Source organism: Paenibacillus sp. FSL R7-0048, from assembly GCF_038004505.1.
GTDB classification, from domain to species: domain Bacteria; phylum Bacillota; class Bacilli; order Paenibacillales; family Paenibacillaceae; genus Paenibacillus_AQ; species Paenibacillus_AQ odorifer.
This window is the reverse complement of the sequence record NZ_JBBORF010000001.1, coordinates 6,931,628-6,957,052: the sequence shown is the minus strand read 5'-3', so window position 1 is coordinate 6,957,052 and position 25,425 is coordinate 6,931,628. Positions and strand designations below refer to the sequence as shown.

Here is a 25,425-nt window from a genome sequence, read left to right as displayed (position 1 = left end):
TAGTTGTGAACAAACGCCGATTCACTTTGCAGTATAAAATACTGTCAATTACAGTTTTAATCGTGATCTGTCTATTAGGATTCGTTTTTGTCATGCATGGAAGAATCAATGCTCTACAGCGGGAAACCAGCTTCATCTCTCATCAGGATCGAGAGATTACTAATTTAGCTAATCTAATTGAGAAGAATATTTTGGATATGGAAACCGGACAACGCGGATATGTCATCACCGGCGATAACAAGTATCTGGAGCCCTACAATTTGGGTAAGGCTGAATGGGAGGCTAATTATGATAAGCTCTACGTGCTGACTGCTAATGATTCTTTACAGCTACAGCGTCTGTTGGGTATTGAAAGTAAAATTAAGCAATGGATCGAACAGTCCGGAAATTATGTGATCCAGTTGAAAAAAGAGGGACAGGACGTTGAGCTCCTAAGATACTTTAATTCCGACGATGGCAAAGATCAAATGGATCGGATTCGTAATCAGATCAGCACTTACCGCGAGACGATGAAAGAGAACACCAACAGTCTGATAGCTAGACAAGCAGACAAGAATAAATTATTGCTAGAGCTTCTTTATATTGCTTGGGCAATTATAGCGGTTACCGCGATGGTCGCTTCGTGGATCAATTCACGCTCCATCGTTAGTACGGTTCGTAAAGTTACCCATACGATTGCAGAATTGAAATCTGACGAAGATATGAAGACAAGGATAGAGATCACCACGAATGATGAGATCAGGGATCTGAGCGTAGCTACGAATCATCTGATAGACACGCAACAAGAACGGATATGGATTCAGGCTAACGCAAACGAACTGTTGGCGAGGTATCAGGGCATCACACATATCTCGCAACTGGGCGATATTTTTCTTGGCAAAACCGCAGAAGTGATCAATTATCCATATGGATCCTTATATGTTCGAACACAGGATCATGATCGGGATTTCTTTAAGAGAGTCTCTATTTTTGGCGGAAGCAGTAACATTCCAGATCAGCGGGCATTCCAGACCGGAGAAGGTCTAGTTGGACAATGTGCTAAAGAGGCGCGTTTGATGCAAATACAGGATCTGCCGGAGGATTATATTAGCATACAGTCTGGGCTGGGTGTTTCTGCGCCGAAGGCGCTTCTGTTAATGCCGATTTCTTTTTCGGGTGAGGTAGTTGCTGTGGTGGAAATCGCCGCCTTTGCTCCACTTACGGAATTGCAGGTTAAGTTCCTAGGGTCTATTTCGAATGCCTTTGGCTCTGCAATTAACAGCACGATTAACAGTATGAAGATTGACCAACTTCTGGCACAATCTCAGCGTCTAAACGAAGAACTACAGGTATATACCGAGGAACTACAGACTCAGTCTGAGGAGCTGCAGATCCAAACGGAGTCACTGCATGCAACAAATAGAAAGCTGGAGGATAAGAATCTGCTGGCGGAACAAAAGTCATTGGAGGCGGAAAGAGCTCAAATGGAGCTTAGTGAATACACAGAGTTATTGCAGCAAAGCTCACAATATAAATCTGAGTTTCTGGCTAATATGTCTCATGAACTGCGAACTCCGCTGAACGGCATTCTGCTGCTCTCCGAATTTCTTATGGAGAACCAGTCGGGAGCTCTAAGCGAAGAGGATATTGAATTCTCAAAAGCCATTCATTCTTCGGGACAAGATCTGCTGGCGCTGATTAACGACATTCTGGATTTGTCCAAGGTTGAGGCAGGAAAGCTGAATATTGAAATTGAAGCGATAAATATATCGGAGATTCCGGAGGCAATGATCCAGAACTTCAGTCAGCTTTCCCGCAAAAAAGAGATTCCTTTGCAAATACAGCTCGGAGAGGACTTACCCCCGCTGTTTTATTCGGATGCTCAAAGAGTACGGCAAATTATTATAAATTTGCTGTCCAATGCGTTTAAGTTTACAGCGGAAGGCGCAGTCACTCTGGAAATCCGTTTAGCAACTAAGGACGAGTTGCTGGATTTGGCAGGTTCGTATACAGGGGAATTTATTGCCTTCGCCATCAAAGATACTGGAATTGGGATTTCAGAAGACAAACAGTCAATTATCTTCGAAGCATTTCAACAGGCGAATGGAAATACAGAACGTCAATATGGGGGAACTGGGCTTGGTTTATCCATATCCAGAGAGCTGGCAACATTACTTGGTGGTAGAATTACGCTGGAGAGCCAAGAGGGTGTGGGTAGTGTCTTTACAGTGTATTTGCCTTTGCAGCTTGAGGCTCCAAGCCTTGAGGAAGTGGCTGATCAAGCGACTGTTATTCAAGAGATCGGGAGTGGAGTGGTACTTGCCGCTACAACGGCTGAGGATACACGTACTGACTTCACTTCTCTGAATCAAAAGCATGTACTTATCGTGGATGATGATGAACGGAATTTGTTCGCTTTATCAAATACCCTAAGAAAGCGCGGGCTGCATGTAACTACAGCTACTAACGGAGAGAGCGGCCTGTATGAACTGGAGCAAGCGGCTTCTATAGATATCGTTCTTATGGATATTATGATGCCAGTGATGAACGGGTATGAGGCAATCAATCGGATCAGACAAATGCCCGCAAAGAAGGATATTCCCATCATTGCACTGACTGCAAAAGCGATGAAGGAAGATAAGGCTAAAATCCTACAGGCTGGGGCAACAGATTATCTTAGCAAGCCGATTAACCTGGAACGTTTATTAGCGTTGATGCAATTGATACTGGCTAGCGATTCATGAGCTAGACCTCCAACTTCGGATAACTCGAGTGAAGTTGCGCGAACGAAGTAACTATAATCTGCTCTGCTATCGGACACAGCTGACCGTTAACGCAGCTTTTTACCACATTTGTAATTCTAACGGACCCCACTGACGCTATTGGCATAAAAAACATCGAATATGCCCCTCTTTTTAATGAATAGTGGCGCTGGAGTCCGAAACGCTGCTCTGAAGGCAGAAAATTCGCAAATAAAGTCAGCTGGGTCCGTAAGGCTCGCGATTATGATCATCCCAAACTCTGCAGCAAGGCAAGTAAAAGTGTGACCAAGCGTTCAGCCGGCTTTCGTTTACCTCACAAATCGGCTGAAGCGAGTCAGCCAACCTATAGTCTATAACGCAAAACAGCGATCCTCCCATAACGGAAGGATCGCTGTTTTAATGTCTCTTTGGAATCTTTTTAATAAGATTCCAGTCTCTCTCTTATTGTTGTGCAGAATCTACTACAACTTTGACAGCTGTGCCGATGGGTGGCAGGCTTCTGGTCAGCACTGGGCTGTAGAATCCGATAACTTTTGTGCCTTTAACAAGCTCGCTGCTTTTAACAGCTTCGCCGTCTTTGTTAATGAGCACTGTGTCTTCGCTAATGCGCAGTACTACTTCTTTTTGTGACAATTCGCTCAGGCCACTACCTTTAACGGTGATACTGATATTTCCCTTATCGTCTTTTTGAACTTCTTCAATAGTACCAGCAGTACCTAGAAGATCATCTTGTTTTTGCTTATCCAGAACGGTGATTTTGTAAGTTGGTGTTTGTGGCGGAAGACTCATAGTCATGACCATGGAGTGTTCTGCTTTTACTGTCATCCCGATATGGAGATCTTTGAGTGCAATTTTAGTGCCGTCAGCCATCTCAATAGCCGTATCTTCCCCTACATTTAATACGATTCCATCCGTACCTACACCTTGGATTTGAACGGATTGGTATTTACCACCATCATAGACTGCTGTAATCACACCAGTCTTAGTCATGTGCTGCTCGGCGGCATTTGTGTTGATCACAATGGAATCTCCCTTCACAGTCATGTTTTGATGAATTACTTCGCTTAAAAAGGAAGCTGGGACATACAAAGTGGAGTCAACCAATTGTGGTGCAGTTCCAAGTGTTGTATTCATTTTGTTGATACTATAACGATCTTCTCCAGCTTTCACTGTAGTGAATACAGCGCCATTGATAAGTTCAACGGATTTATTCTGTGCATTCCAGGTTAATTCAAATCCAAGGGCTTCAGTAATTGAACGTAGTGGTACCATCGGCTCTTTACCGCTTGTGCTTTGGAAGCCTGTTTCTTTAATAGTCGATCCGTTGATTTCAATCGCAAACGTCTTTTGATTAACGCTAGCGGAGGTTTGTGTAGCCTCATTTTTAGCAGAAGTTGTGGTGGGTGCAGCATAAGCTGCTCCTGTAGAAAGTGCTAGGGACAAAGTTAAAAGAACTGTACTTGTTTTTAAAATGTTGTTCATGGTTGTGAGCTCCTTTTAAAATCTTTTGTTAGTGTTGTTATTATTCTGACGGGACACCCCTCCAAAATGTTGCAGTTTTTTTGCATCCCGATCGTAATCTTCATTCATTGCAAATATAAAAAAAGCATAAGACCCCCCAGCTATATGTAGTAATATGTAAGTATTAACAATCGCTCACATAAGGAGGCGCTATGGAGTCATTCAAAGATCGACTGAGATTCATGAAGGTACAGCAGGACGGGCTTATTAAGGAATATGAGGCTCTGATTGCGGAATATGAAAGTCACGATCTGGTCAACGAGAATGAATACTTGAAGAAGCAATATGAGAAGCATAAGCTCGCTTTGGTCGAGCTAAAGACTCAGGTAGGTAAGCTTCAAGAAGAGAATACTGAGCTAAGAGTTGCGCTAACGGAACAAATTTTAGATGAAAAGCTGGGCATTCTTAAAGTGTCGAGGCAGAAGCTGCAGACTTATTTTGCCTCTAGAAGCCACGCTCATACGGATCGGCTGACGGCTTTTGAAGTGGAGACGAAACGCCATATTCAGCAGCTGTACCACACAGCCTCCAGGCAGCTGGGTGAGGAACAAGCAGAGATATCCAGTCGACTCGGGGCGTTGGCGGCAGAATTAAATGAGCGTGTGCTGGCACAGCGGCAGAGACTGAGGGAAGCGGAGCTTCGCCTCAACTCGGGCATGGATAATGGATTACATGATTTTGCTTCGGAAGAGATCAGTGAAGAGGTGCTTAAGCGCCGAAGAAAACAAAATCAGATCGAAATGAAGATTGGACTAAGCTGGATTAACAAGCTGGGTATTCTACTGTTGATTTTGGCGGTGGGGGCAGGCTTCCGGTATACCTATTCCAACTGGTTCACAGGTTATATGAAGGGAAGCGCTTTTTTTCTACTGGGATTATTGATGTTGGGAGGCGGGGAGTGGTTATACCGCAAAGGAAAAGGCACCTTCGCTTTAGGGCTGCTTGGCGGCGGGATTTCGGTGCTGTATGGCTCTATTTTTTATAGCTATTTTCTGCTTGATATTATTAGTATATATGTAGGGTTATCCTTGTCTGTACTCGTTACTTTAACTGCGGTACTCCTGTCTTTAAGGTATGAATCACGGAGTATTTGTGCGCTGGGCTTAATCGGAGGATATCTGCCCTTATACTCTTATCTGGGGGCGTTTGGCCTTTCGGGCAACGCGGTTTACGTGGCTATGGGTTACTTGTTTTTATTGAATTTATTCATCTTATTGATTTCTTTCCGCAAACGCTGGAACGTTGTCAATTATATCAGCTACTTATTTAATACACCCTCCATGCTCATATTAATAGCTTTGTCGGATAGCAACGGAATTAATATGTGTTATGCTGTTTTGACTTTTGCGATGTATCTGGGAATTACCTTGTGGTACCCGTTCAAATATCGTTCCAAGCTGTCCTGGTGGGATTTCTCTCTCTTAGGATGTAATACGTTTATTAGCTGTCTCACCTTGTATATTTTATTTATGGATGCAGGACTGAAGGATTACAATGGTGCACTGGCGTTGCTTTTCTGCCTGCTGTATCTCGGTCTGGGTCGAGGGCTTGAGAAGCTGATGCCACAGGAAAAAGAAAGCATGTTGCTGTTCTATGCCACTTCACTGACCTTCGGCATATTGATGATTCCATTTCAATTTGGAGCGGCTTGGTGGTCCATCGGTTGGCTGATTGAGGGTATCGTTCTTACGCTGTATGGCAATCTGAACCGCTTTAAGGGGATGGAAAGGGCGGGCTGGGGCATTATGATGCTCTGCCTTGTAGTATTCTTCTGTCTAAATGTACCGACGCAGTGGGTTGCAGACTATCAATGGACGAATTTTAGAGATGTCTACTTCCCGCTAAAATATGTCTTTATCACAGCAGGCATGCTGATTATCGCGGTGTTGTATGCTGTTCAGCATAACCGTAAGGATGCTCTTCAGCGCAGCGAACCTTATGAAATCACCTTAGCGTTGTGGTTCAAATATGCGGCGTTATTAAATTTCTGGATCTACGGCTTGTATGAATCGGGAAGATTGTATCATCTGGTTGTACCGGAGGATTTTGCGCATAGAACCTTCTATAATTTGCTGCTGTCCGCTGTATGGACCTTGGTTCTGGCTTACGTGCTGCCAAAGGTGAAGGTGCTGTATGACACGATTGTTAAATATTTTGTGAGACTTCTGTTTGGGATTGGCTACGTCATTTGTATAGTGATTACAGTAGGACTGCCAAGTCTGCAAAATAATTCCGCGCAAAATACAGCAGCTGATTATATCGCACTGGCCGTACTGATTATCTTTAATATCTTTGTTTGGTTTAGCGGACGTGATCTGCTGATTGCAGCGCTGAATCGCCAGTTTAAGAGTATGGAGATCTATCCTGTTTTCATGGCGATTTATCTACTCGGCATTATCACCGCTTTCCTAGGAGTGCAATTGCAACTGAGTGATGCAGGGTTAATTTTTAGTCTCATTTATCTACTGTTAGCCGTTCTATTTATCATGTATGGCTTCCGCAAAAGGTATGTGTACATCCGGCGCTTCGGCCTTGGATTAACGCTGCTGGCCACGGGCAAGCTGCTGCTCTATGATTTGGGTCTGCTGAATACTGGCAGCAAAATCATAGCCTATGCCAGCTTTGGTATCTGTTTGCTCGGCATCTCCTATCTCTATCAAAAGGTGTCAAACCGGATGGAGGAGGGCCAGACAACCACCGACAATGGCAATGGTACTAAGGGATAAAACACAGAGAGAATAATAGGAAGGAAGACGGTGGATGTACGAGACTTATATTTTCGACCTGTATGGCACATTAATCGATATTCAGACAGATGAGGAGAAGCAGGAGGTATGGGATCGATTATCGCTCCATTTCGGATATCAGGGGATGTCCATAACAGGAAGTGAGCTACAGGCACAATTTCTGCGGGAGAGGGATTTACAGCTCGCCAAAGCCGCACGGAATTGTCAGTATCCAGATTTCGTAATGGAGGATGTGTTTCGTTCTGTGGCCCGTCAATTGGGTGGGGAACCGGATCAAGCGTGGTTACATGAAACGGTTAGATGGCTGCGGACATTATCGATGATCCATATCTCGCTTTATGAGGGTGTGGTTGAAATTCTGCAAACATTAAGAGAACGTGGCAAAAAGGTGTTTTTGCTCTCCAATGGCCAGAAAACCTTTATAGAAGCAGAATTAACGATGCTGGGTATTCTTCCTTTATTCGATGGCATTGCCATTTCCTCCGAAGCAGGAGTGAGTAAGCCGGATCCGCTATTTTATCGTTATCTAGTTGAACATTATGGAGCGGACTTGCGTTCGGCCATCATGATCGGGAATGATCCCCGTACGGATATTGCAGGGGCGCTAACGATAGGAATAGATTCCTGTTACATTCGTACGGCTTCTTCACCCCCCGATACGACTGTGGAGAGTACTCAATCGATATGGGACGGGGATTTGCGGAAGATCCCCGGATGGAACGCTTAGACACACAAAAAGTCCCCGTAACCGGATTCTTGCTGACCGGTTACGGGGACTTTTGTATGTCGGGCGTTCGTGACTAGAGCGCCGGTAATTTATTTAGATTACACCTTCAGCCAGCATAGCGTCGGCCACTTTTTTGAATCCAGCGATGTTCGCTCCTGCAACAAGGTTGCCGGACTGTCCATATTGCTCGGATGCATTTACAGATTGTTCGTAGATAGAAACCATGATTTCATGCAGCTTCGTATCTACTTCTTCAAAGCTCCAGGACAACCGCATGCTGTTTTGTGCCATTTCAAGCGCAGATACAGCTACGCCGCCAGCATTAGCAGCTTTAGCAGGTGCGAATAGTACGCCAGCTTGTTGGAACTGATGAATAGCTTCAAGGGTGGACGGCATATTGGCACCTTCGCCTACTGCTTTTACACCATTCTCAATCAGTTTCAATGCCATGGCTTCATCAATCTCATTCTGAGTAGCACTCGGAAGGGCGATATCACAAGGAATGGTCCAAATTTGCGTGGAATCTTCAGTATACACAGCGTTAGGATGTTCATTCACATATTCACTAATCCGTTTTCTTTCGACTTCTTTCAGGCGGCGGACAGTTTCGAGGTTAATCCCATTTTCGTCATAGATATATCCGGCGGAATCACTACAAGCTACGACTTTAGCGCCTAGCTGTACAGCTTTTTCGATCGCATAGATCGCTACGTTACCAGAACCGGAAACAACAACGCGGCTTCCTTCAAAGGAAAGGCCTTTTGCTTTCAGCATCTCGTTTACGAAATAAACTGTACCGTAACCAGTAGCCTCTGTCCGAGCCTGACTTCCGCCGTAACCAATACCTTTACCAGTCAATACGCCAGCCGGATATCCTCCGCGGATCCGCTTGTATTGTCCGTACATGTAGCCAATCTCACGACCACCTACACCGATATCTCCTGCAGGAACGTCTTGGTCAGGACCGATGTAATTTTGCAATTCAGTCATGAAGCTTTGTGCAAAACGCATGATTTCGCCTTCGGATTTACCTTTAGGATCAAAGTCGGAGCCGCCTTTACCTCCGCCGATGTGTTGGCCGGTAAGAGCATTTTTGAAGATTTGCTCGAAACCAAGGAATTTGATAATACTAGCATTAACGGATGGGTGAAAACGAAGTCCACCTTTGTAAGGTCCAATTGCACTGCTGAACTGTACACGATATCCACGGTTAACTCTGACCTTACCTTGATCGTCTGTCCAAGGAACACGGAACATAATCAAACGTTCTGGCTCAACCAATCTTTCCAGAATGGCATTTTCCTGATACTTAGGTTCAGCAGCGAGGATTGGAAGCAAAGATTCAAGGATTTCCTTTACGGCCTGATGAAATTCGGGCTCAAAAGGATTACGCGCAACAACCTGTGCGTATACGTCTTCGATATAACGATGTGCCTTGTTGCTGTTTGTGTCTAATTGCTGGGTAGATACAGAGCTCATGAATTCAACCGCCTTTTCTAGTATTCATTTGGTCCAACACTTTTTTTATATTTTGGCACAAGTCAATGTTCCTCACAACTGTTTTTATTAAATAACTTACTTCAAGTGGAACGTTATAGACACTGGAATGATAAGAAAAGTGTGAATAAACCGCGGTATACTTCGCGTAATGACGCGTTAAAGCGCGAAATATGCTACAATGATTGTGTAATAATTGTAAGGAGATGAAATTTAAAAAATGAGTGACAAAGTAAATGAGCAGGAGCTAGTAAATGTATTATCTGCCAAAACCAAAGTGGATCCGCAAATCATCCGTTTAGTATTGAAGCATGAACAGACCTTTATCAATAAGGCCAAGGCGAACGCCAAGGGTGAGGTAGACATCGACAGCGATGATCTGGTCGACTATGTTACCGCCCAACGTGATGTGAAGCTGGATGAAATCACAGTAGAGACCATTCTTGATGCAGAAATGGATTACTTGATGGATAAAGGATTGGCAGGTTATATCGACTAACATGGGTATTCGTCCGGCTCGGCTGCTGCTGTTTACAGGCAATAAGAGCCGGAGTGAAAATTAAATAGGCATACGCATTGCTTTTAGTGATTTAGTGTGGTACAATGAAATCAATCATAAATTTAACCCTTAATTCACATATTGTAAAAGGTTATCATTTGTGCGTATGAGTCCTTTTCCAATGTGTGAATTTTTATTTGTTCGTACACTACGTAGGAATAAAAGGACATGTGTTAAATAAAATATTGGAGGTAATATCATGCAAACAGGTACAGTGAAATGGTTTAACGCAGACAAAGGATTCGGTTTTATCGAGGTTGAAGGTGGAAGCGACGTATTCGTACACTTCTCCGCAATCACAGGCGACGGATTTAAATCTTTGGACGAAGGCCAACGCGTTGAGTTCAACGTAACTCAAGGCGCTCGTGGACCACAAGCCGAAAACGTTGTAAAACTGTAGTTTAAAAATCAGGCTGCCCTTAACACAAGTTGAGGGCAGCTTTTTTTATTTTCATAGTATGAATCTGCCCCTAATAGGGTAGCGATATCGTCTCGATTCGATCCAAGGAGGGGTACTTATGTATTTTCGTAAAAAAGCACTGGAGGAACTTCCGCAAGAAGACACAGCTATTTGGTCCTGTACCAAGGAAGGTTGCACAGGTTGGATGCGCGATAATTTCGCCTTTCAATATGTACCTACCTGCTGGCAATGCAACTCTCCCATGACTAGAAGTATGAAGATACTGCCAACGCTTGTGAATACGAATGCAGACATGAAGGCCATGAAGAAGGGCATTTCGATTAAGTAATCGAAGAAGCTAATATACTCAAACAGCTGGACCCTTGGACGGGAGCAGCTGTTTTTTTGTTTGAGTATTTTATTTACTGTGCAGTAATTTCTCCCATTCCGTTAAGGTTATGTTCTCTGGAATATGCTTCAGATGTTCAGGAACCTCTACGTGGCACATAAATTCCAAGCTGTTGCCGTCAGGGTCGTTGAAGTAGACAGAAGCATTTCCTTGATAAGCCCGGATAAAAGGCTCGACAGAAGTCCGGTTGCGGAACGGAACAGCCTCTACACCAATCGATTCCAGCCATTGCAGTGATTGCTTCAAATCCTCGTAAGTGACACGGAAGGCAATATGCCGCAAGGACGGATGGTATGGGGTTTGAACCTCCTGGCCTTCCCAAAGACCAATCCAGCTCCGACCTTCCTCGATCCAGAAGAATACAGTTTCTTCATCCCGCCAGGCCATTTTCAGACCTAATTTCTCATAAAATTCGATGGATACTTCAAGATTGCTTACTGGTAAATGTGCTTCATATAGTCCTTTGATCATTGGATAGCACCTGCCGGTCTGCCGATTTTGCGGGCTAAGTTCAGGAATGCTTCTAATACTAGGTGGATGCGATCTTCGATTTCTTGCCCACCCTCGTATCCGTCGTACCCGACCTCGAACCGCTTGCGTTGCAGTCCACCGATGGAGATCCAGTCTGGTGTATTGATACCGTGCAGGTTGCGTACGATGGCTTGCAATTGAAGTAATGAGCTTATCCCTACCGCTCCCCCGGCTGAACTGGCGGATAACACAACTTTACCGTTGAAATGCGCCTGGCCTAGATGATCAATCGCATTTTTTAATACGCCACTTACCGAGCCGTGATATTCCGGAGTAACCAAGATTACTGCATCCGCTGCTAACATCTCTTGTTTAAGCTCGTTTAAATGTTCATGCTCTGTGTAAGCCTCGTCTGGTGAATAAAAGGGAAGTGGGCGTTTGTAGAGATCAAACACGGTAACCTTTTCCCCATGCTGACTAATGAAATGGGCGGCATGTTCTGCCAGCTTCGTGCTGGTTGCTTCTTTTCGATTACTGCCTGTCAGGATCATCACTTTCATCTGTATCCACTCCTATGTGAGGTCAGTTGCTATAAACCAATGATAGTTGAATCAGCCTCTGTTAACATCAGCACATGGAATGAACATACATAATAAAAACGCTCAGCCATTGTGCTGAGCGTCTAAGACTAAAGTTGTAGAGGAGTTTTGATTCTAGGCGTTATAGCCGCCTTTCAATGCGAAAATGGCAGCCTGAGTCCGATCCGCTAAGTTTAGCTTTCCGAGAACGTGGCTGACATGGGTCTTAACGGTTTTTTCGGTGATGACCAGCTTGCTGGCAATCTCTTTGTTGCTCATACCGAGCGCAATCAGGTCTAATACTTCTTGCTCGCGTGGGGTAAGAAGCTCTAATCCGGTGATCGCAGCAGGTGTTGTGTTTGGGCCGTTCGGATCGGAAGTATTAAGTTCCAATTGCTCTAGTGTAGAAGTCGCCATTAGATTCATCAGTTGGCTGGCAGCCTCGGAATGTAGCTCCACTTGACCGTTATGTACCTTGCGGATCGCAACTACCAGCGCTTCTGGTTCTATATCTTTAAGCAAATAGCCTTTGATTCCTACGCGGATAGCCGGGAGTACATGATCCTGATCCGAAAAGGAGGTCAATACAATGACCTTGACCTGCGGGTGGGAGATCCTCAGCGCTTGAGCGGTCTCAATGCCGTCCATAATGGGCATATGCAAATCCATTAATATGACATCCGGGTTCAATTCGGCTGTTCTTTCCAGTGCCTCGCGGCCGTTGGAGGCCTCCCCGATAACCTTGATATCGGGTTGTGTGGAGAGAAATACTTGCAGCCCACGGCGTACCATTGCATGGTCGTCTACTAATAATAAGTTTATCGTCATTTATGATCACCCGACTTCATGTAGATTGGATGGGCAGAGGTATGGTTGCCTCAACCGTTGTGCCCTGATTTTCCACACTGTGGATATGAATACGACCGGAGAGAGCTTCTGCTCTTTCCTTCATAATATGCAGACCAAGAGATTCATTAGTGTCTGTGTTAGAACGCCGTTTGGCCCCGCCTTTACCTTGGTCGGCAACGCTCAGTACCACCTCGGCTGCATTCAGATGCAGAGATACCTCCGCTTTAGAGGTTCCGGAATGCTTTCGTACATTATTGAGCGCTTCTTGGCCAATGCGCCACAGCCCTTCCTCCACGTTACGGGGAAGTTCGTGAACACCACTCCGTTGCGTCTGTATCAGCAGCCCTAGCTGCTGGCCATGAGCCTGCAGCGCAGTCAATAAACCGGCTTCCAGTCCGGCAGGCCGAAGCTGCATAATTAATGCACGCATTTCTTTGAGTGCAGACTGGGATAAAGCTTGAATATCGCGGGCAGCCTCAGTAGCAGGATGGGAGATATGCTCCTGCTTCAGCATACTTTCCACGCCTTTGGCGGTCATTGAGAGGGAGAAGAGGATCTGGTTCACGGAGTCGTGCAGGTCACGGGCCAGACGATTCCGCTCATCAAGACGCGCAATTTCGCGGCGTTTCTCTCCAAGCTGAGCACTTTCCAATGTAGCGGAAATATGCTCAGCGACAGCCTCAAGCACCTCTCCATCCGCAGTTGCGGAAGCTAGTGCTTTGGGTGAGGTGATCAGTAGAATTCCTGCACCTTGTGCGGCAATCTGCCGAAAGGGCACAGCGAGCATCACGACACGCTCCGCGACAGGTTGTTCAGAACAGCAGGACTTCGTAATTTCCTGCTCTTCATCAGGGGTTAATGTCGCAAAGCGTTGTCCTTTTGTGATATCTCCTAGACGTACTTTAAAAGAATCCGAGAGCTCGAAGGGAGCTATTTCAGGCGTTATATTAGCCGCATAGGCAGCATGGACTTCGAATTGCCCTTCATATTGCCCGATAATCGCTGCAAAGGGCCAATCGAAATAGTCGCCAATCAGGGCGGCGCTTTTCTCGATCAGAATACTGGGCGAGATACATTGGTTGGCGGTTAGATTTAAAGCTGCGCTGAATTCGCCTAATTTGGCGTACAGATTCGCGCGGCGCTGCTCGGTGCTATATAACTGCATCCGTTCTATAGCACTGCCAATTTGCAAAGCCACGGATTGCAGCAAAGCCAGCTCGCTGTCGGCGTAATGTGCTTTGCCTGGTGCGGCCACATTCATAAGTCCCAAGTAACGCTCACCTGAATGCAGCGGGACGGTGGCGTGGTGGGTGATGCCCAGCGTGTCGCCCCAGTTATACTGCCTGGCGTTACTCAGCCGCTTGCAGCTTAGAATGTTAACGGCATGCTCGAGCCGACCGTCCCATAGGCGGCTTAGGCACCAGCAGCTTCCGCACTGCATTGGTTGTTTATTGTCGCGCTGTAGTGCAGGTGGCAGGCCTCGATCAGCGGCACACTCATATTCCATGTATTCTTCGCTCAGGAAGATCCAGCCTGCAGTGTTTCCGGTTAACTCAAGCAGCTTGCCCATGACTGTGTCGAGCATGGGTCTGAGCTCATTGGAACTGTTTAAAGTCTCCGCAATCGTTTTGAGCGTCAGTAACTCATGGATTCCGGTTTCCTCCGGCATGAAGTTCTCTCCTTTAGCTTTGTGAATTATGTTCTATCTATTGTAACGTAGAATGGTTCCTTCATTCTCAAATTTTATGTAATGTTGGCGTAAATAAATAGAAGGTTCCTTAAGATCTGATATGACCTTAAAGAACCCTCTGTATATACATATTAATTTACAGCTGCAGGAGTAGCGGAAGGTGTACAGTGTTCTGGAGCTTCGTGTTCGATAAGTCCATGTTTCTCCCAAGCTCGGCTCTTCCAGCGGAAATACATAATGACGGCTCTTACCCACTCATCGACCGCAGTAGCAATCCACACGCCGGCTAACCCGAGATCAAGTTGGAACACCAGGAAATAACCAAGAGGTAAGCTCATGCAGACCATGGAGATCAGTCCCATATATACAGGGAATTTGGCATCGCCCGAGGCGCGTAAAGAGTTAATGATAACCAGATTGGTTGTGCGCCCGGTTTCCAGGAAGAAGCTAAGCAATATGACCTGCGCCCCCATCCTAATGATGTTCTCATTGTCTGTGAAAAGCCCGAATAGCGGTACCCGGAAGAAAATCACCACAGCATCTATTATTACGGTAACCAGCAACGCCCACTTTACACTGGTGAATACACGCTTATAGGCTTCATCAGGTCGTCTAGCTCCCACGAGATGTCCTACAACGATGGAAGTTCCCATAGAGACAGCTACACTGAATAAATAAATATAATTGGAAATATTAAGCGCGTACTGGCGGGTAGCCATAGCTTCAGCGCCTAAATAAGTAATATACAGTGTGAATACAAGCTGGCACGACTGATAAGTGATGGATTCAAAAGCGGACGGGATGCCGATTTTGAGAATTTGCAGCACGTATTTTTTAGAAAGATGAATGTAATAGGTTACTTTCACCCGTACCTCCATCACTCTGTAGAGCAGCAGGAAGAATAGGATCAGGCAGATAAAGCGACTCATCACTGTTGAGATAGCCGCACCCTCCACACCTAACGCCGGAAGTCCGAAATGACCATAAATGAGCAGGTAGTTGCCCACCACGTGAATGATATTCATCAGCAAGGATACGACCATCGTCTGTTTGGTGAAACCGTGAGTACGGATAGTAGTCGCCAGAGCATTAATTAATGCTTGCAGAAAAATACCGCCCCCAACAATATTCATATAGGCTTTGGCGTAAATGAGGATATCCCCTTTTACATTCAGCGCAGTCAGTAGCGACCCTCCGAATATCAGCAAAAACGTACTTAGGAGAATGCCGACTAACAGGTTTAGGGTAATGGCATTGCCGGTCACTTGAGCGGCTTCCAGAGGTTTTTTGGAACCGAGATATTGGGAGACCACAATAGCTGCGCCGTTACCAATTACACTGAGGACTAAAATTGCTATCGCAATGATCTGATTCGCTGCGCCGACACCAGACACGGCATCGTCCGACACTGAACTGATCATAAAAGTATCCACACTGCCCATGAGCATAAAGAGGAATAGCTCGAGGAAAATCGGCCAGGTAAGTTTGACCAGGTTGAATTCCTGGTGATTATTTTGCTTCATTGTGCACCTTCTTATATTATGATGTACTTCCTAAAATTTCATAAACAAACTGTAATATTAGCACAGCTTTCATGGAAATGCAGTATTTTTACAGAAAAATGACAAAACGTTTTTAATTTAAGTCGAAAAGAGCCCTTTAACCGCACATTAGTATCCTCCAGGTAACTACATCACAATAAAGTGCCTACTTCCCTAAAGGGATGTAAGGAACTACAATTTGTACATGACTTACTAAAATATATTAATAAGGAGTGCAAATAAATATGAAATTACAATTAGCGTTGGATTTAGTGGACATTGCGGGAGCGAAAGAGGTTGTCTCAAAAGTTGCCGAATTTATAGATATCGTTGAAATTGGAACACCTATCGTTATAAATGAAGGGTTACATGCAGTGAAGGCAATCAAAGAGGCTTTTCCAGCTTTGACTGTGTTGGCGGATTTGAAAATCATGGACGCAGGTGGATATGAAGTGATGAAGGCTGTGGAAGCGGGCGCGGATATCGTTACTGTACTTGGTGTTTCTGATGATTCTACCATTAGAGGTGCAGTGGAGGAAGCGAAGAAAACCAATAAAGAGATTCTAGTTGATCTGATTAATGTGAAGGATATCCAAACAAGAGCGGCTGAAGTAGACGCACTTGGCGTAGACTATATCTGTGTACACTCTGGATATGACCATCAAGCGGAAGGTAAAAATTCTTTTGCAGATTTAAATGCGATTAAGAGTGTGGTTAAGCAGGCCAAAACAGCTATCGCTGGAGGGATCAAGCTAAGCACACTTCCAGAAGTGATCGCTGCGAACCCTGATCTTGTCATCGTTGGCGGAGGCATCACAGGTGAAGCGGATCAAAAGGCTGCCGCAGCAGAAATGAAACGTCTAGTTAGTCAGGCTTAAGATTACAATGGATACAATGAAATATGCGCAGCAAATTATAGAGGAGCTTCAGCGCTCCATATCTCAGCTTGATGAAGAAGAGGCTGAGCGACTGGCTGAGCTGCTGCTTCAGTCCAATAAGATCTTCGTGGCTGGAGCGGGCAGATCTGGATTGATGGGACGGGCCTTTGCTATGCGGTTAATGCATGTTGGTAAAGAGGCTTATGTTGTAGGCGAAACGGTGACTCCGGGGATTGAACAGGGGGATGTGTTAGTCCTCGGTTCCGGTTCTGGTGAGACGAAAGGGTTGATCTCTATGGCTGAGAAAGCCAAAGGGGTGGGTGCAGAAGTTGTTGCCGTTACCATTGCGCCGGATTCGACGGTTGGACGTTTAGCGGGCTATACAGTGAAGCTGCCGGGATCTCCAAAAGATCCGGCCAGTGGAAGCTACAGCACGATCCAGCCGATGGCTTCTTTATTCGAACAGACGATGTTGGTCTTTTATGATGCTATTATTCTGCGAATGATGGAGAAGACGGGGCAGACGAATCAGCAAATGTTCGGCAAGCATGCTAATTTAGAGTGAACGTACAGAAACGAATGCCTTCCTATAAGGAGGTTATTCGTTTTTGTGTTAGTATGATAACAGGAGAGAGGAGGCGCTTTAGGTATGGCAACCGAGATTAAAGATCGCATAAACTTGAAGGAAATTAACTGTGAGAAGGAATTGACGCTTGCGGTGATCGGAGGGAAATGGAAGCTGATTATCCTCTGGCATCTAGGGCTTGAAGGGACAAAGCGATTCAGCGAGCTGAAGAAGCTAATTCCTCATATCACGCAAAAAATGTTGACCAATCAGCTTCGCGAGCTCGAAGAGGACCAGCTGGTTCTAAGAAAAGTGTACGCTGAGGTTCCGCCAAAAGTAGAGTATTCCCTGACATCATATGGCCAAAGTCTGCTTCCCGTCCTTCGATTGATGTATGATTGGGGTAAAAATTACGGAGAAAACGTGATCTGGAAGGACACGCCGCCGGAAGAAAGATGCTAATCGAATAGCCTATGAACATTAATAATCCCTGAGAGGTCTGGATCGGCCTCTACAGGGATTTTTTGGTGTTTTAAAGGAGTGATGCGGATAATACTTTAGGCTTTCTGTTCGAATAGCTTAGCAATCTCCACGATAACATTTACCGCTTTTACCATATTGTCCGCAGACGCATATTCGAATTTGCCATGGAAATTCTCGCCTCCGGTGAAAATATTAGGTGTCGGCAAGCCCATGTAGGAAAGCTGCGAGCCATCTGTACCTCCGCGAATCGGGCGGATGATCGGTGTGATGTTAAGGTTCTCCATCGCCTCATGGGCAATATCGACGATATGACGCACTGGCTCGATTTTTTCACGCATATTGTAATATTGGTCCTTCATTTCAAGCACGATGTTCTCTTCACCATGGATGCTTTTGAATTCTTCTACGACAGCTGAGAGATATGCTTTACGTGCCTCGAATTTCTCACGGTCGAAGTCGCGGATGATATATTGCAGCTTGCTGAATTCAGGTGTGCCTTCTATAGAGCTTAGGTGATAAAAGCCTTCATAACCGTCTGTATATTCGGGCGCTTCCTCAGCAGGGAGTCTGAGATGAAGTGCCATGGCGATTTTGGCGGAATGAATCATCTTTCCTTTTGCAGTCCCAGGGTGAACATTAACGCCGTAGACTGAGATTTTGGCAGACGCAGCATTAAAGCTTTCATACTCTAATTCTCCGAGTGGACCTCCGTCTACAGTGTAAGCATAGGAAGCATTAAAAGCGGCTACGTCAAATTTATGAGGCCCGCGGCCGATTTCTTCGTCTGGTGTGAAGGCAACTCTAATCTTGCCGTGTTTGATTTCTGGATGTTGAATGAGGTAATGCATGGCGGTCATAATCTCAGCAATACCGGCTTTATTATCTGCGCCAAGCAGGGTCGTGCCGTCGGTTGTAATTAAGGTGTGGCCTTTGTATTCCGCCAGCTCCGGAAAGCTCGCTGTGGATAATACAACATTCAGCTCTTTATTCAAAAGAATATCTTGACCATCATAGTTCTCGATAATCTGTGGCTTCACATTCGTTCCGGTAAAATCAGTCGCTGTATCCAAATGGGCTAAAAAACCAATGGTCGGAACATCCTTGTCCGTATTCGCAGGGAGTGTCGCCATAACATAGCCATGCTCGTCCACCTGGACTTCCTCCATGCCGATTTCCTTAAGCTCTTCAACCAGCTTGTGGGCCAGAACCATCTGTCCCGGAGTGGATGGGCAAGTCTCATTATCTTCATTCGATTGGGTATCCATTTGTGCATACGAAATAAACCGTTCTACAACCTCTTTCTTCACCTTGGGTCATCTCCTCTTTACTATTGTATATATATAGTATCACTTTCCATATAAGGTCTCATCCCTGAGGAAGAAGATTGAGGTAATATTTAAGTTTAATGCGGCAATATATCTTGTTTCACTAACTTCGCTGAAAGTAAATAACGGTCCGGTGCAGATCCCACATATGAAAAGGGATAGCAGGTAATCAATGTGAGGATGGCCTTATCACTTGGCTTTATAGCACCACGTTCGTCCCCGTCAACAATTGTGCTGCCTGTTACTTCATAGGTAAAAGTCCCATCGGTACTTTCCAGCTCGATAAGATCTCCAGCGACGAGTTCTCCCAGATTACGGAACACTGTATCGCGGTGGCCTGCGAGCACACTGTTGCCGGTGGCACCGATAGCTGCGCTGCCTTTATAATGTCCGGCTCCCTTTTTTAGCTCTGGGCTTTCCGTGCCTTCTAGCACTGCGATCTTTTTGTTTAATTTGGGGAAACGAATCTCTCCTATGATTTCACCTTCTGAATAGGAATGAGCGGGGTGCGGCTGTTCCTTGGCTGAACTGATCATTCCCATGGGAAGAGGGATTTCTTCGGCAGAAAGGGGGCGGGCGACAGCTTCCTCCCTCTTTTTTGCCCAATCATTTAAAGCCTGTTTAGCTTCGAGCGGTGCTTTGACCACTTGTACAACCGAGTAAATCAACACAACTAAAGAGAGTATGAAGATTAGCTTCACGGCTAGCAAGACACCATTACGCTTCTTCATACTCTCTCACCTCCAGACTTATGCTGCAAAATGTGGTTATTTCTTCGATTTCAATCTGCGCATGATAATCACGCTGAGTACCGCAATGGCTAAGCTGGCAAGAATCAAGTTATACCAAGGCTCAGCGGTATTTGGAAGCTTGTTGCCAACCTCTGGTGCTCCCAGTGGAAGCTCATCATCAGGCAGGGAGATCTCATTGCTTGGCTGCGGTGTTGCACTGGTAGTTTGGCTGCCAGCACTTGGTGATACTGTCGGCTCATTATCGCCTCCACCCAGTGGGATCGGCGCTTCAGTGACACTAATTTCATCTACTACTGGTGAAGCTGTAGGTATTGGCGATGGTGTTGGCGTCGTTGATTGCCCTGGTGTGGCAGCTGCTGTTGCCGTTGGCGAAGTAGCCGTCGGTGTATTCGTAGGTGCCGCAGTTGGTGAAGCGGTAGTCGTCGGCGGATCTGTAGGTGTCGTGGTTGGTGAAGCTGTTGCGGTCGGCGAAGCTTCAGGTGTAGCTGTAGCCGTGGCAGTAGGTGTCGTAGTTGGCACTACAGTAGGTGATGGCTCAGGTGTAGGCTGAGCTGTGGCCGTCGCTGTCGGTGAAGGACTAGGTTCAGCGGAAGGCTCCGGTCCTCCAGAAGCGGAGAACTCAAAGGCTACAGTGGTGGTTTTCCCTTGATATTCGTTCCCTGCTTCCCACGGGAAAATTACATCCATTTGGATTGCACTTTGTTCTCCCCCGGCAAGTGAACCGATGGCAACTCTTCCGGCAGCCTCACTCATCACCCCTGAATAGATGATTACTCCCTCTTTTTCGAGTGTCATTTGGAGAATATCGTATAATTCTGCGTCTCCAGAGATGAATTTGAAGTCCACATAGTAATTAAAGCCCTCACTACCTGCGTTAATAATTGTGTATTCTGAGTTCGTTTCATCACCAGGCTGCATATTGTTCATGGTGGCTGTGCTTGTCGTATGCGAATTCACCGTAAGCTTAATGGTATCTTGCGCACTAACTCCGCCAGCATGCCAGATGACTCCTGCTAGAATAGTCAGGATATAAGCAGCTATGAAAGCCGAGCGATATTTCTTCTTCACTTTACTCGCTCCTTTCTCCTGAACCCCATATTAAATTTTGTAGACATCATTTGCGGGCTTCCGGCAAATTCTTCTCTTCTAATCGGATTTTCCATCAAACATTGTCGAAATAAGTAGTATCTCACAGAACCACTTTCTTGTGCGTATATAGGAATCTCCGTGAAAGTGGAAGGAGAGGGTAGAGATATACCGCCAATTCGTTCGTTATAGCGAATAACTAAAGTATAATCAAAATAATATCTAAACAAAAATGGGATATTAGAAGGAAATCCATCATATTTGATCAAATATCAATTATATTAATGGTTTTACACCAGTTCTCTCTATTTAACTCTTTATTTTTATGTAATTCATTGTTTTTATTGTGTTTTATTGAGAACGATTATGAATGCAAAATAAAAAGGCAAGACATACATCTGGAATAGGGCTCAAACCCCGATACCAGACCTATCGTCTTGCCTTAATTATGATGATAAATTAGATTTCCTTCATAGCGTCGGCTACAATCTCATAAGAGCGTAGACGAGCGTTAGGATCATAAATTCCACCAGAAACAATCAATTCATCGGCCTGTGTCTCTTGCAGGATTTCTTGAAGCCGTTCTTTAATTGCTGCTTTATCACCAGCGAAAGAGTAACGCTGTTTCTCAAGCATGGCTGCTTTTTCTTGCATCGTCCATAGCCCCTCCATACTATCAACCGGTGGTTGTAACTTCCCCGTACGTCCGCGGATGATATTAAGGAATTGCTGCTGCTGCGAGGTAGCCAGTCGTCTTGCCTCATTCACGGTATCGGCTGCTGTAATACCAACTCCGACCATCACATAAGGCTTGTCGAGTGCTGCTGAAGGACGGAAATTACTATGATAGATGTGTAAAGCCTGTAGTAAATATTCTGGTGCGAAATGGCTGGCGAAAGCAAAAGGTAAACCTAGCTTCCCTGCCAGCTGAGCACTAAAACCGCTGGAGCCCAGCAGCCAGATGGGGATATTCAAGCCTTCACCAGGAACAGCACGAACCCCAGCCGGTCGTGATCCTGCACCTGCAGGATCGAAGTAGGCTCTGAGCTCACTTAACTGCTCGGGGAAGTCACTGCCGTCGCTTCCGAGACCACGGCGTAGCGCACGGGAAGCAGGTTGATCGGATCCTGGGGCTCTGCCCAGTCCTAAATCAATCCGTCCTGGATATAGGGATTCGAGGGTCCCGAATTGTTCCGCAATGACAAGTGGTGCGTGGTTGGACAACATGATGCCTCCAGAGCCTACGCGTATGCTTTTTGTGCCGCCAGCAATGTGGCCAATTAAGAGTGAGGTAGCAGAACTGGCAACACCAATCATGTTGTGATGCTCAGCAAACCAATACCGGTGATAGCCCCATGCCTCAGCATGTTGAGCTAAAGCTAAAGAGTTATGAAAAGAGTCTGCCGCTGTGCCACCCTCCACAATAGAGGCTAAGTCCAGTACGGAGAATCGAATATCGCGCTGTTGCTTCAATGTAATCCCTCCTATAATAAACGCTCAGATAGTCTAGAGCAGTATTTGTAGCTGCGAATAATGCTACTCGCCTAGTATACCATGTAATAAAACTATATACACACTTTAAGTAAGTTATACGCACTTTGTAATGATTAGATAAGGAATAAGTATGTCTTTAAAATAAAATGTAAGCGCTTTAAAAAATCTGTTGTTATTTCTTAACGGGCTTGCTATAATCACATCGAAAAGTTACCTGAAAAAAAGGAAGTTATCGTTATGAAGCCAACCATAAGAGATGTTGCCAGAATGGCGGAGGTGTCGATCAGCACCGTATCGCGTGTTATGAATGCGCCGAATACGGTCGTAGAGAGCAAACGGAATCGAGTGATGGAGGCTGTAGAACGTTTGCAATATCAACCAAATGCGTTTGCACGCGGCCTGATCTACAAGAAGTCTTTTACACTGGGCCTGCTGATTCCGGATATTGAGAACCTGTATTTCGCAGGGGTTATTCGGGGAATGCAGGATGCATGCATCAAGCTCGGATACAGTTTAATGATCTGCAATACGGACCGCGACAAAGAACGGATGCTGTCTTACATCGATAACTTTCATGAGAAGCAGGTGGATGGGATCGTGTTCGCAAGTGATGTCCTTTATCCTGAGACACATGACAAATTAGTCGGTTGTAGAATTCCTTTTGTGTTGGTATCCTCGCATTCTGATGAGTACGACATTCCATCTGTGGAGGTGGATGATGAACAGGCGGCTTACGATGCGGTAAAGTTTCTGATTGATTTAGGGCATAAGGACATTGGCATGATTGGTTTTAACCATGATAACTCCGTATCCGGCCCTCCTCGTTATGAGGGTTTTGTAAGAGCATTAACAGAGTTTGGACTACAGCAGAATATTGTGAAGAGCAAATATGCCAATCACAGGTTCGAACACGCTTATCAAGCTGCGCATGAGTTGTTTACTGATTATCCCGAGCTGACCGCCGTTTTCTGTGTTGCTGACGAATTTGCAATGGGGACGATTTCTTATCTGAAGGATCGTAATATTCTAGTTCCGGGGCAGGTATCTGTGATTGGATTTGATAATTTGCGGATGTCGAGTATGTTCATTCCAAAGCTGACCACGATTGCACAGCCGATTTATGAGTTAGGGTATCGTGCGGCGGAGATGCTGCATGAATTGCTCACAACAGGTGGTGTCCAGGTATTGAATGAAAAGATGGAGCATAAGCTGATTGTGCGGGAATCCACGCGGGAAAAATAAAGGCTCTTTATTTTTGTGACCTTCTTCTGAAAAGCTTTTCAGAGCCATGTATCGGTCTTAATTAAAATTTAAATGTTAGGATAGAAAATAGTATGAATTCTTATGAAAAACATCTCATTTTCCGATTGGAAACGGTTACTAATTATGATAATATAAAAAATGTAAGCGCTATTATTAAATTACATTTGTGATGGAGTTTGATTTTAGGATATTTACCTGTCTTCTGAAAAGCTTTGCAAGGAGGTGATCTGCTACAAGCTGCTAATACATGCCAGGGTGCCCGGATGATTGAATAAGATGTTATCTCTATAACCATTAAAGGGGATGTACAAAAGATGAAGAAGATCTCAGGACGTAAAAAGTCGTTGGCTTTAGTACTGTGTTTATCCTTCACAATGACGCTGAGCGCATGCGGCGGAGGCAACAATAATGCGGCGCCTACAGATCCACCGGCGGCAACAGTCAGCCCAACAGCAGATAACACCGAGAAAGCGACAAATGCACCTAGTGCTGAACCTTCGGGTTCCCCGTTAGATTTAGCGATGAAAGGTGAATATAAAGGGACTAAAGTAACCATGTTTGGACCCTTCGTAGATGCTGACCAAGTGAAATTTGAGAGCAGCATTAAAGAATTTGAAGAGAAGACAGGGATCGATATTCAATACGAGGGCTCCAAGGAGTTCGAAGCAACAATAAATATTCGGGTGGACGGCGGAAATGCTCCTGATATCGCTGACTTCCCGCAGCCGGGATTGCTGGCATCGATTGCTAAGACGGGCAAGGTTATCGATTTGACCAGTGTGCTGGATCAAGACAAATTGACGGCTAATTACAACAAGAGCTGGCTCGATATGTCTACGATGGACGGAAAAGACGGGAAGATCATGGCGGGGATTTGGAACCGCAGTAATGTAAAGAGCTTGGTATGGTATCCAAAGAAACAATTTGATGATGCAGGTTACAAGGTTCCTGAAACTTGGGATGAGCTGATGGCACTCACTGAACAAATTGCCAAGGATGGCGATCCTGCCTGGGCTATTGGCATTGAGAGTGGTGCTGCAACGGGTTGGCCAGCAACAGACTGGGTCGAAAATATAATGCTTCGTACGACTACGCCTGAGAACTACGATAAGTGGGTAAAAGGTGAACTGCCATTTACTTCACCAGAAGTAAAAAATGCTGTTGAAATCATGTCTAAAATTTGGCTTAACAAGGATTATGTTTACGGTGGTGCTAAGTCTATCGTGACGACATCCTTCGGGGATGCCCCAGCGCCAATGTTCACTGATCCGCCTAAAGCCTGGTTTAATATGCTCGGTAACTTTATTACAAGCTTCTTCCCTGAAACGGCAAAGGTTGATCAGGATTATGATTGGTTCTACTTGCCGCCAATTGATGCGCAATATGGTAAACCAGTGCTGGTTGCAGGTGATATTTACGCTATGTTCAACGATCGTCCAGAGGTTCGTGCAGTCATGGAATTCTTCACCACTGGAGAGTCGATTAAGAGCTGGGTACAATCTGGCGGCGTAATTGCTCCTATGAATGATGCTTCCCTTGATTGGTATACCTCTGAATCTGATCGCCGGATGGCGAAGTTGGTTCAAGATGCTTCCACACTGCGTTTTGATGGCTCTGATTTGATGCCAGGTAAAGTGGGTGCAGGCACCTTCTGGAAAGGGATGACCGACTATGTGAGCGGTACAGCGACACTGGATCAAGCCTTGGAACAAATCCAGTCCGGCTGGAACAACTAACCTAATATTTAAAGCGCACAGTAAAAAGAGGGGCAGTGAGAAAAGAGGATTGTCTGCCCCTCTTTTTGTTTTCTAACTAGTGAGTTCGATGCTTATGATAAGAGTTTTGCTCC

22 protein-coding genes are annotated in these 25,425 nt (G+C 45.4%); 11 read left to right on the top strand and 11 right to left on the bottom strand.

Annotated elements, in window-relative coordinates:
* Positions 1-5 precede the first annotated feature (5 nt).
* The gene (locus tag NSQ91_RS30770) at positions 6-2,723 is read left to right on the top strand and encodes a CHASE3 domain-containing protein (RefSeq protein ID WP_081383186.1); all 2,718 of its coding nucleotides are present in this window, start codon (positions 6-8) and stop codon (positions 2,721-2,723) included.
* 459 nt (positions 2,724-3,182) lie between these two features.
* Here NSQ91_RS30770 and NSQ91_RS30765 read toward each other — a convergent pair whose 3' ends face one another.
* Positions 3,183-4,223 carry a stalk domain-containing protein gene (locus tag NSQ91_RS30765; protein WP_076140656.1) on the bottom strand — a complete coding sequence of 347 codons (1,041 nt, stop codon included), beginning with the start codon at positions 4,221-4,223 and terminating at the stop codon, positions 3,183-3,185.
* Between the two features lie 191 nt (positions 4,224-4,414).
* Between NSQ91_RS30765 and NSQ91_RS30760 the strand changes: the two genes are divergently transcribed.
* Together NSQ91_RS30760 and NSQ91_RS30755 are read left to right on the top strand one after the other, a co-directional pair.
* The gene (locus NSQ91_RS30760; RefSeq protein WP_340921220.1) at positions 4,415-6,988 is read left to right on the top strand and encodes a DUF2339 domain-containing protein; all 2,574 of its coding nucleotides are present in this window, start codon (positions 4,415-4,417) and stop codon (positions 6,986-6,988) included.
* A gap of 34 nt (positions 6,989-7,022) precedes the next feature.
* Entirely contained in the window at positions 7,023-7,736 is a 714-nt protein-coding gene (locus NSQ91_RS30755) for an HAD family hydrolase (RefSeq protein WP_339812927.1), read from the top strand.
* Between the two features lie 93 nt (positions 7,737-7,829).
* On the opposite strand, the gene gdhA is transcribed toward NSQ91_RS30755, so the two are convergent.
* Positions 7,830-9,215 carry an NADP-specific glutamate dehydrogenase gene (gdhA, locus tag NSQ91_RS30750; RefSeq protein WP_036682144.1) on the bottom strand — a complete coding sequence of 462 codons (1,386 nt, stop codon included), beginning with the start codon at positions 9,213-9,215 and terminating at the stop codon, positions 7,830-7,832.
* Between the two features lie 238 nt (positions 9,216-9,453).
* On the opposite strand from gdhA, the gene NSQ91_RS30745 reads away from it, so the two are divergent.
* From NSQ91_RS30745 to NSQ91_RS30735, 3 genes are all read left to right on the top strand, one after another.
* A complete protein-coding gene (locus NSQ91_RS30745) occupies positions 9,454-9,732 on the top strand; it encodes a hypothetical protein (protein ID WP_038573758.1) in 279 nt (92 codons plus the stop codon).
* A 259-nt stretch (positions 9,733-9,991) separates the two neighbouring features.
* A complete protein-coding gene (locus NSQ91_RS30740) occupies positions 9,992-10,192 on the top strand; it encodes a cold-shock protein (RefSeq protein WP_019914790.1) in 201 nt (66 codons plus the stop codon).
* 118 nt (positions 10,193-10,310) lie between these two features.
* Positions 10,311-10,541: a cold-shock protein gene (locus NSQ91_RS30735; protein ID WP_036682139.1), complete on the top strand. Its 231-nt coding sequence runs from the start codon at positions 10,311-10,313 to the stop codon at positions 10,539-10,541.
* A gap of 69 nt (positions 10,542-10,610) precedes the next feature.
* On the opposite strand, the gene NSQ91_RS30730 is transcribed toward NSQ91_RS30735, so the two are convergent.
* The 5 genes from NSQ91_RS30730 to NSQ91_RS30710 all read right to left on the bottom strand — a co-directional run bounded on the left by NSQ91_RS30730 (position 10,611) and on the right by NSQ91_RS30710 (position 15,712).
* Complete coding sequence (locus tag NSQ91_RS30730) at positions 10,611-11,072, bottom strand: VOC family protein (protein ID WP_076124075.1); 462 nt, start codon at positions 11,070-11,072, stop codon at positions 10,611-10,613.
* Positions 11,069-11,632 carry an NADPH-dependent FMN reductase gene (locus NSQ91_RS30725; protein WP_280753199.1) on the bottom strand — a complete coding sequence of 188 codons (564 nt, stop codon included), beginning with the start codon at positions 11,630-11,632 and terminating at the stop codon, positions 11,069-11,071. The genes NSQ91_RS30730 and NSQ91_RS30725 overlap by 4 nt, the downstream gene beginning before the upstream one ends.
* A gap of 153 nt (positions 11,633-11,785) precedes the next feature.
* Positions 11,786-12,478, bottom strand: a complete 693-nt coding sequence (locus tag NSQ91_RS30720) for a response regulator (protein ID WP_280753198.1) — start codon at positions 12,476-12,478, stop codon at positions 11,786-11,788.
* 16 nt (positions 12,479-12,494) lie between these two features.
* On the bottom strand, positions 12,495-14,168 hold the full coding sequence (locus tag NSQ91_RS30715; RefSeq protein ID WP_339281501.1) for a GAF domain-containing sensor histidine kinase: 1,674 nt from the start codon (positions 14,166-14,168) through the stop codon (positions 12,495-12,497).
* A 152-nt stretch (positions 14,169-14,320) separates the two neighbouring features.
* Positions 14,321-15,712 carry an MATE family efflux transporter gene (locus tag NSQ91_RS30710; RefSeq protein WP_076124068.1) on the bottom strand — a complete coding sequence of 464 codons (1,392 nt, stop codon included), beginning with the start codon at positions 15,710-15,712 and terminating at the stop codon, positions 14,321-14,323.
* Positions 15,713-15,975: 263 nt separating this feature from the next.
* On the opposite strand from NSQ91_RS30710, the gene hxlA reads away from it, so the two are divergent.
* The 3 genes from hxlA (at position 15,976) to NSQ91_RS30695 (ending at position 17,635) form a co-directional block, all read left to right on the top strand.
* The gene (gene hxlA, locus NSQ91_RS30705) at positions 15,976-16,608 is read left to right on the top strand and encodes a 3-hexulose-6-phosphate synthase (RefSeq protein WP_036682127.1); all 633 of its coding nucleotides are present in this window, start codon (positions 15,976-15,978) and stop codon (positions 16,606-16,608) included.
* A 7-nt stretch (positions 16,609-16,615) separates the two neighbouring features.
* A complete protein-coding gene (gene hxlB / locus NSQ91_RS30700) occupies positions 16,616-17,173 on the top strand; it encodes a 6-phospho-3-hexuloisomerase (RefSeq protein ID WP_076301484.1) in 558 nt (185 codons plus the stop codon).
* Between the two features lie 84 nt (positions 17,174-17,257).
* Positions 17,258-17,635 (top strand): winged helix-turn-helix transcriptional regulator, encoded by a 378-nt coding sequence (locus NSQ91_RS30695; RefSeq protein ID WP_036682121.1) that lies wholly within the window; start codon positions 17,258-17,260, stop codon positions 17,633-17,635.
* Positions 17,636-17,730: 95 nt separating this feature from the next.
* Here NSQ91_RS30695 and pepT read toward each other — a convergent pair whose 3' ends face one another.
* The 4 genes from pepT to NSQ91_RS30675 form a co-directional block, all read right to left on the bottom strand.
* Positions 17,731-18,963 carry a peptidase T gene (gene pepT / locus NSQ91_RS30690; protein ID WP_076181937.1) on the bottom strand — a complete coding sequence of 411 codons (1,233 nt, stop codon included), beginning with the start codon at positions 18,961-18,963 and terminating at the stop codon, positions 17,731-17,733.
* Between the two features lie 95 nt (positions 18,964-19,058).
* Entirely contained in the window at positions 19,059-19,712 is a 654-nt protein-coding gene (locus NSQ91_RS30685) for a sortase (RefSeq protein WP_076181939.1), read from the bottom strand.
* A 36-nt stretch (positions 19,713-19,748) separates the two neighbouring features.
* Complete coding sequence (locus NSQ91_RS30680; RefSeq protein WP_340921211.1) at positions 19,749-20,801, bottom strand: hypothetical protein; 1,053 nt, start codon at positions 20,799-20,801, stop codon at positions 19,749-19,751.
* A 477-nt stretch (positions 20,802-21,278) separates the two neighbouring features.
* Positions 21,279-22,292 (bottom strand): LLM class flavin-dependent oxidoreductase, encoded by a 1,014-nt coding sequence (locus tag NSQ91_RS30675; RefSeq protein WP_081383185.1) that lies wholly within the window; start codon positions 22,290-22,292, stop codon positions 21,279-21,281.
* Positions 22,293-22,550: 258 nt separating this feature from the next.
* Here NSQ91_RS30675 and NSQ91_RS30670 point away from each other — a divergent pair, with 258 nt between their 5' ends.
* Together NSQ91_RS30670 and NSQ91_RS30665 are read left to right on the top strand one after the other, a co-directional pair.
* Complete coding sequence (locus tag NSQ91_RS30670; protein ID WP_036682112.1) at positions 22,551-23,555, top strand: LacI family DNA-binding transcriptional regulator; 1,005 nt, start codon at positions 22,551-22,553, stop codon at positions 23,553-23,555.
* 335 nt (positions 23,556-23,890) lie between these two features.
* Complete coding sequence (locus NSQ91_RS30665; RefSeq protein ID WP_038574978.1) at positions 23,891-25,312, top strand: ABC transporter substrate-binding protein; 1,422 nt, start codon at positions 23,891-23,893, stop codon at positions 25,310-25,312.
* Positions 25,313-25,425 lie beyond the last annotated feature (113 nt).

Coding starts and splice junctions, on each gene's coding strand:
- NSQ91_RS30765 (WP_076140656.1), bottom strand. CDS start 4,223: ATGAACAACATTTTAAAAACAAGTACAGTTCTTTTAACTTTGTCCCTA.
- NSQ91_RS30760 (WP_340921220.1), top strand. CDS start 4,415: ATGGAGTCATTCAAAGATCGACTGAGATTCATGAAGGTACAGCAGGAC.
- NSQ91_RS30755 (WP_339812927.1), top strand. CDS start 7,023: ATGTACGAGACTTATATTTTCGACCTGTATGGCACATTAATCGATATT.
- gdhA (WP_036682144.1), bottom strand. CDS start 9,215: ATGAGCTCTGTATCTACCCAGCAATTAGACACAAACAGCAACAAGGCA.
- NSQ91_RS30745 (WP_038573758.1), top strand. CDS start 9,454: ATGAGTGACAAAGTAAATGAGCAGGAGCTAGTAAATGTATTATCTGCC.
- NSQ91_RS30740 (WP_019914790.1), top strand. CDS start 9,992: ATGCAAACAGGTACAGTGAAATGGTTTAACGCAGACAAAGGATTCGGT.
- NSQ91_RS30735 (WP_036682139.1), top strand. CDS start 10,311: ATGTATTTTCGTAAAAAAGCACTGGAGGAACTTCCGCAAGAAGACACA.
- NSQ91_RS30730 (WP_076124075.1), bottom strand. CDS start 11,072: ATGATCAAAGGACTATATGAAGCACATTTACCAGTAAGCAATCTTGAA.
- NSQ91_RS30725 (WP_280753199.1), bottom strand. CDS start 11,632: ATGAAAGTGATGATCCTGACAGGCAGTAATCGAAAAGAAGCAACCAGC.
- NSQ91_RS30720 (WP_280753198.1), bottom strand. CDS start 12,478: ATGACGATAAACTTATTATTAGTAGACGACCATGCAATGGTACGCCGT.
- NSQ91_RS30715 (WP_339281501.1), bottom strand. CDS start 14,168: ATGCCGGAGGAAACCGGAATCCATGAGTTACTGACGCTCAAAACGATT.
- NSQ91_RS30710 (WP_076124068.1), bottom strand. CDS start 15,712: ATGAAGCAAAATAATCACCAGGAATTCAACCTGGTCAAACTTACCTGG.
- hxlA (WP_036682127.1), top strand. CDS start 15,976: ATGAAATTACAATTAGCGTTGGATTTAGTGGACATTGCGGGAGCGAAA.
- hxlB (WP_076301484.1), top strand. CDS start 16,616: ATGGATACAATGAAATATGCGCAGCAAATTATAGAGGAGCTTCAGCGC.
- NSQ91_RS30695 (WP_036682121.1), top strand. CDS start 17,258: ATGGCAACCGAGATTAAAGATCGCATAAACTTGAAGGAAATTAACTGT.
- NSQ91_RS30685 (WP_076181939.1), bottom strand. CDS start 19,712: ATGAAGAAGCGTAATGGTGTCTTGCTAGCCGTGAAGCTAATCTTCATA.
- NSQ91_RS30670 (WP_036682112.1), top strand. CDS start 22,551: ATGAAGCCAACCATAAGAGATGTTGCCAGAATGGCGGAGGTGTCGATC.
- NSQ91_RS30665 (WP_038574978.1), top strand. CDS start 23,891: ATGAAGAAGATCTCAGGACGTAAAAAGTCGTTGGCTTTAGTACTGTGT.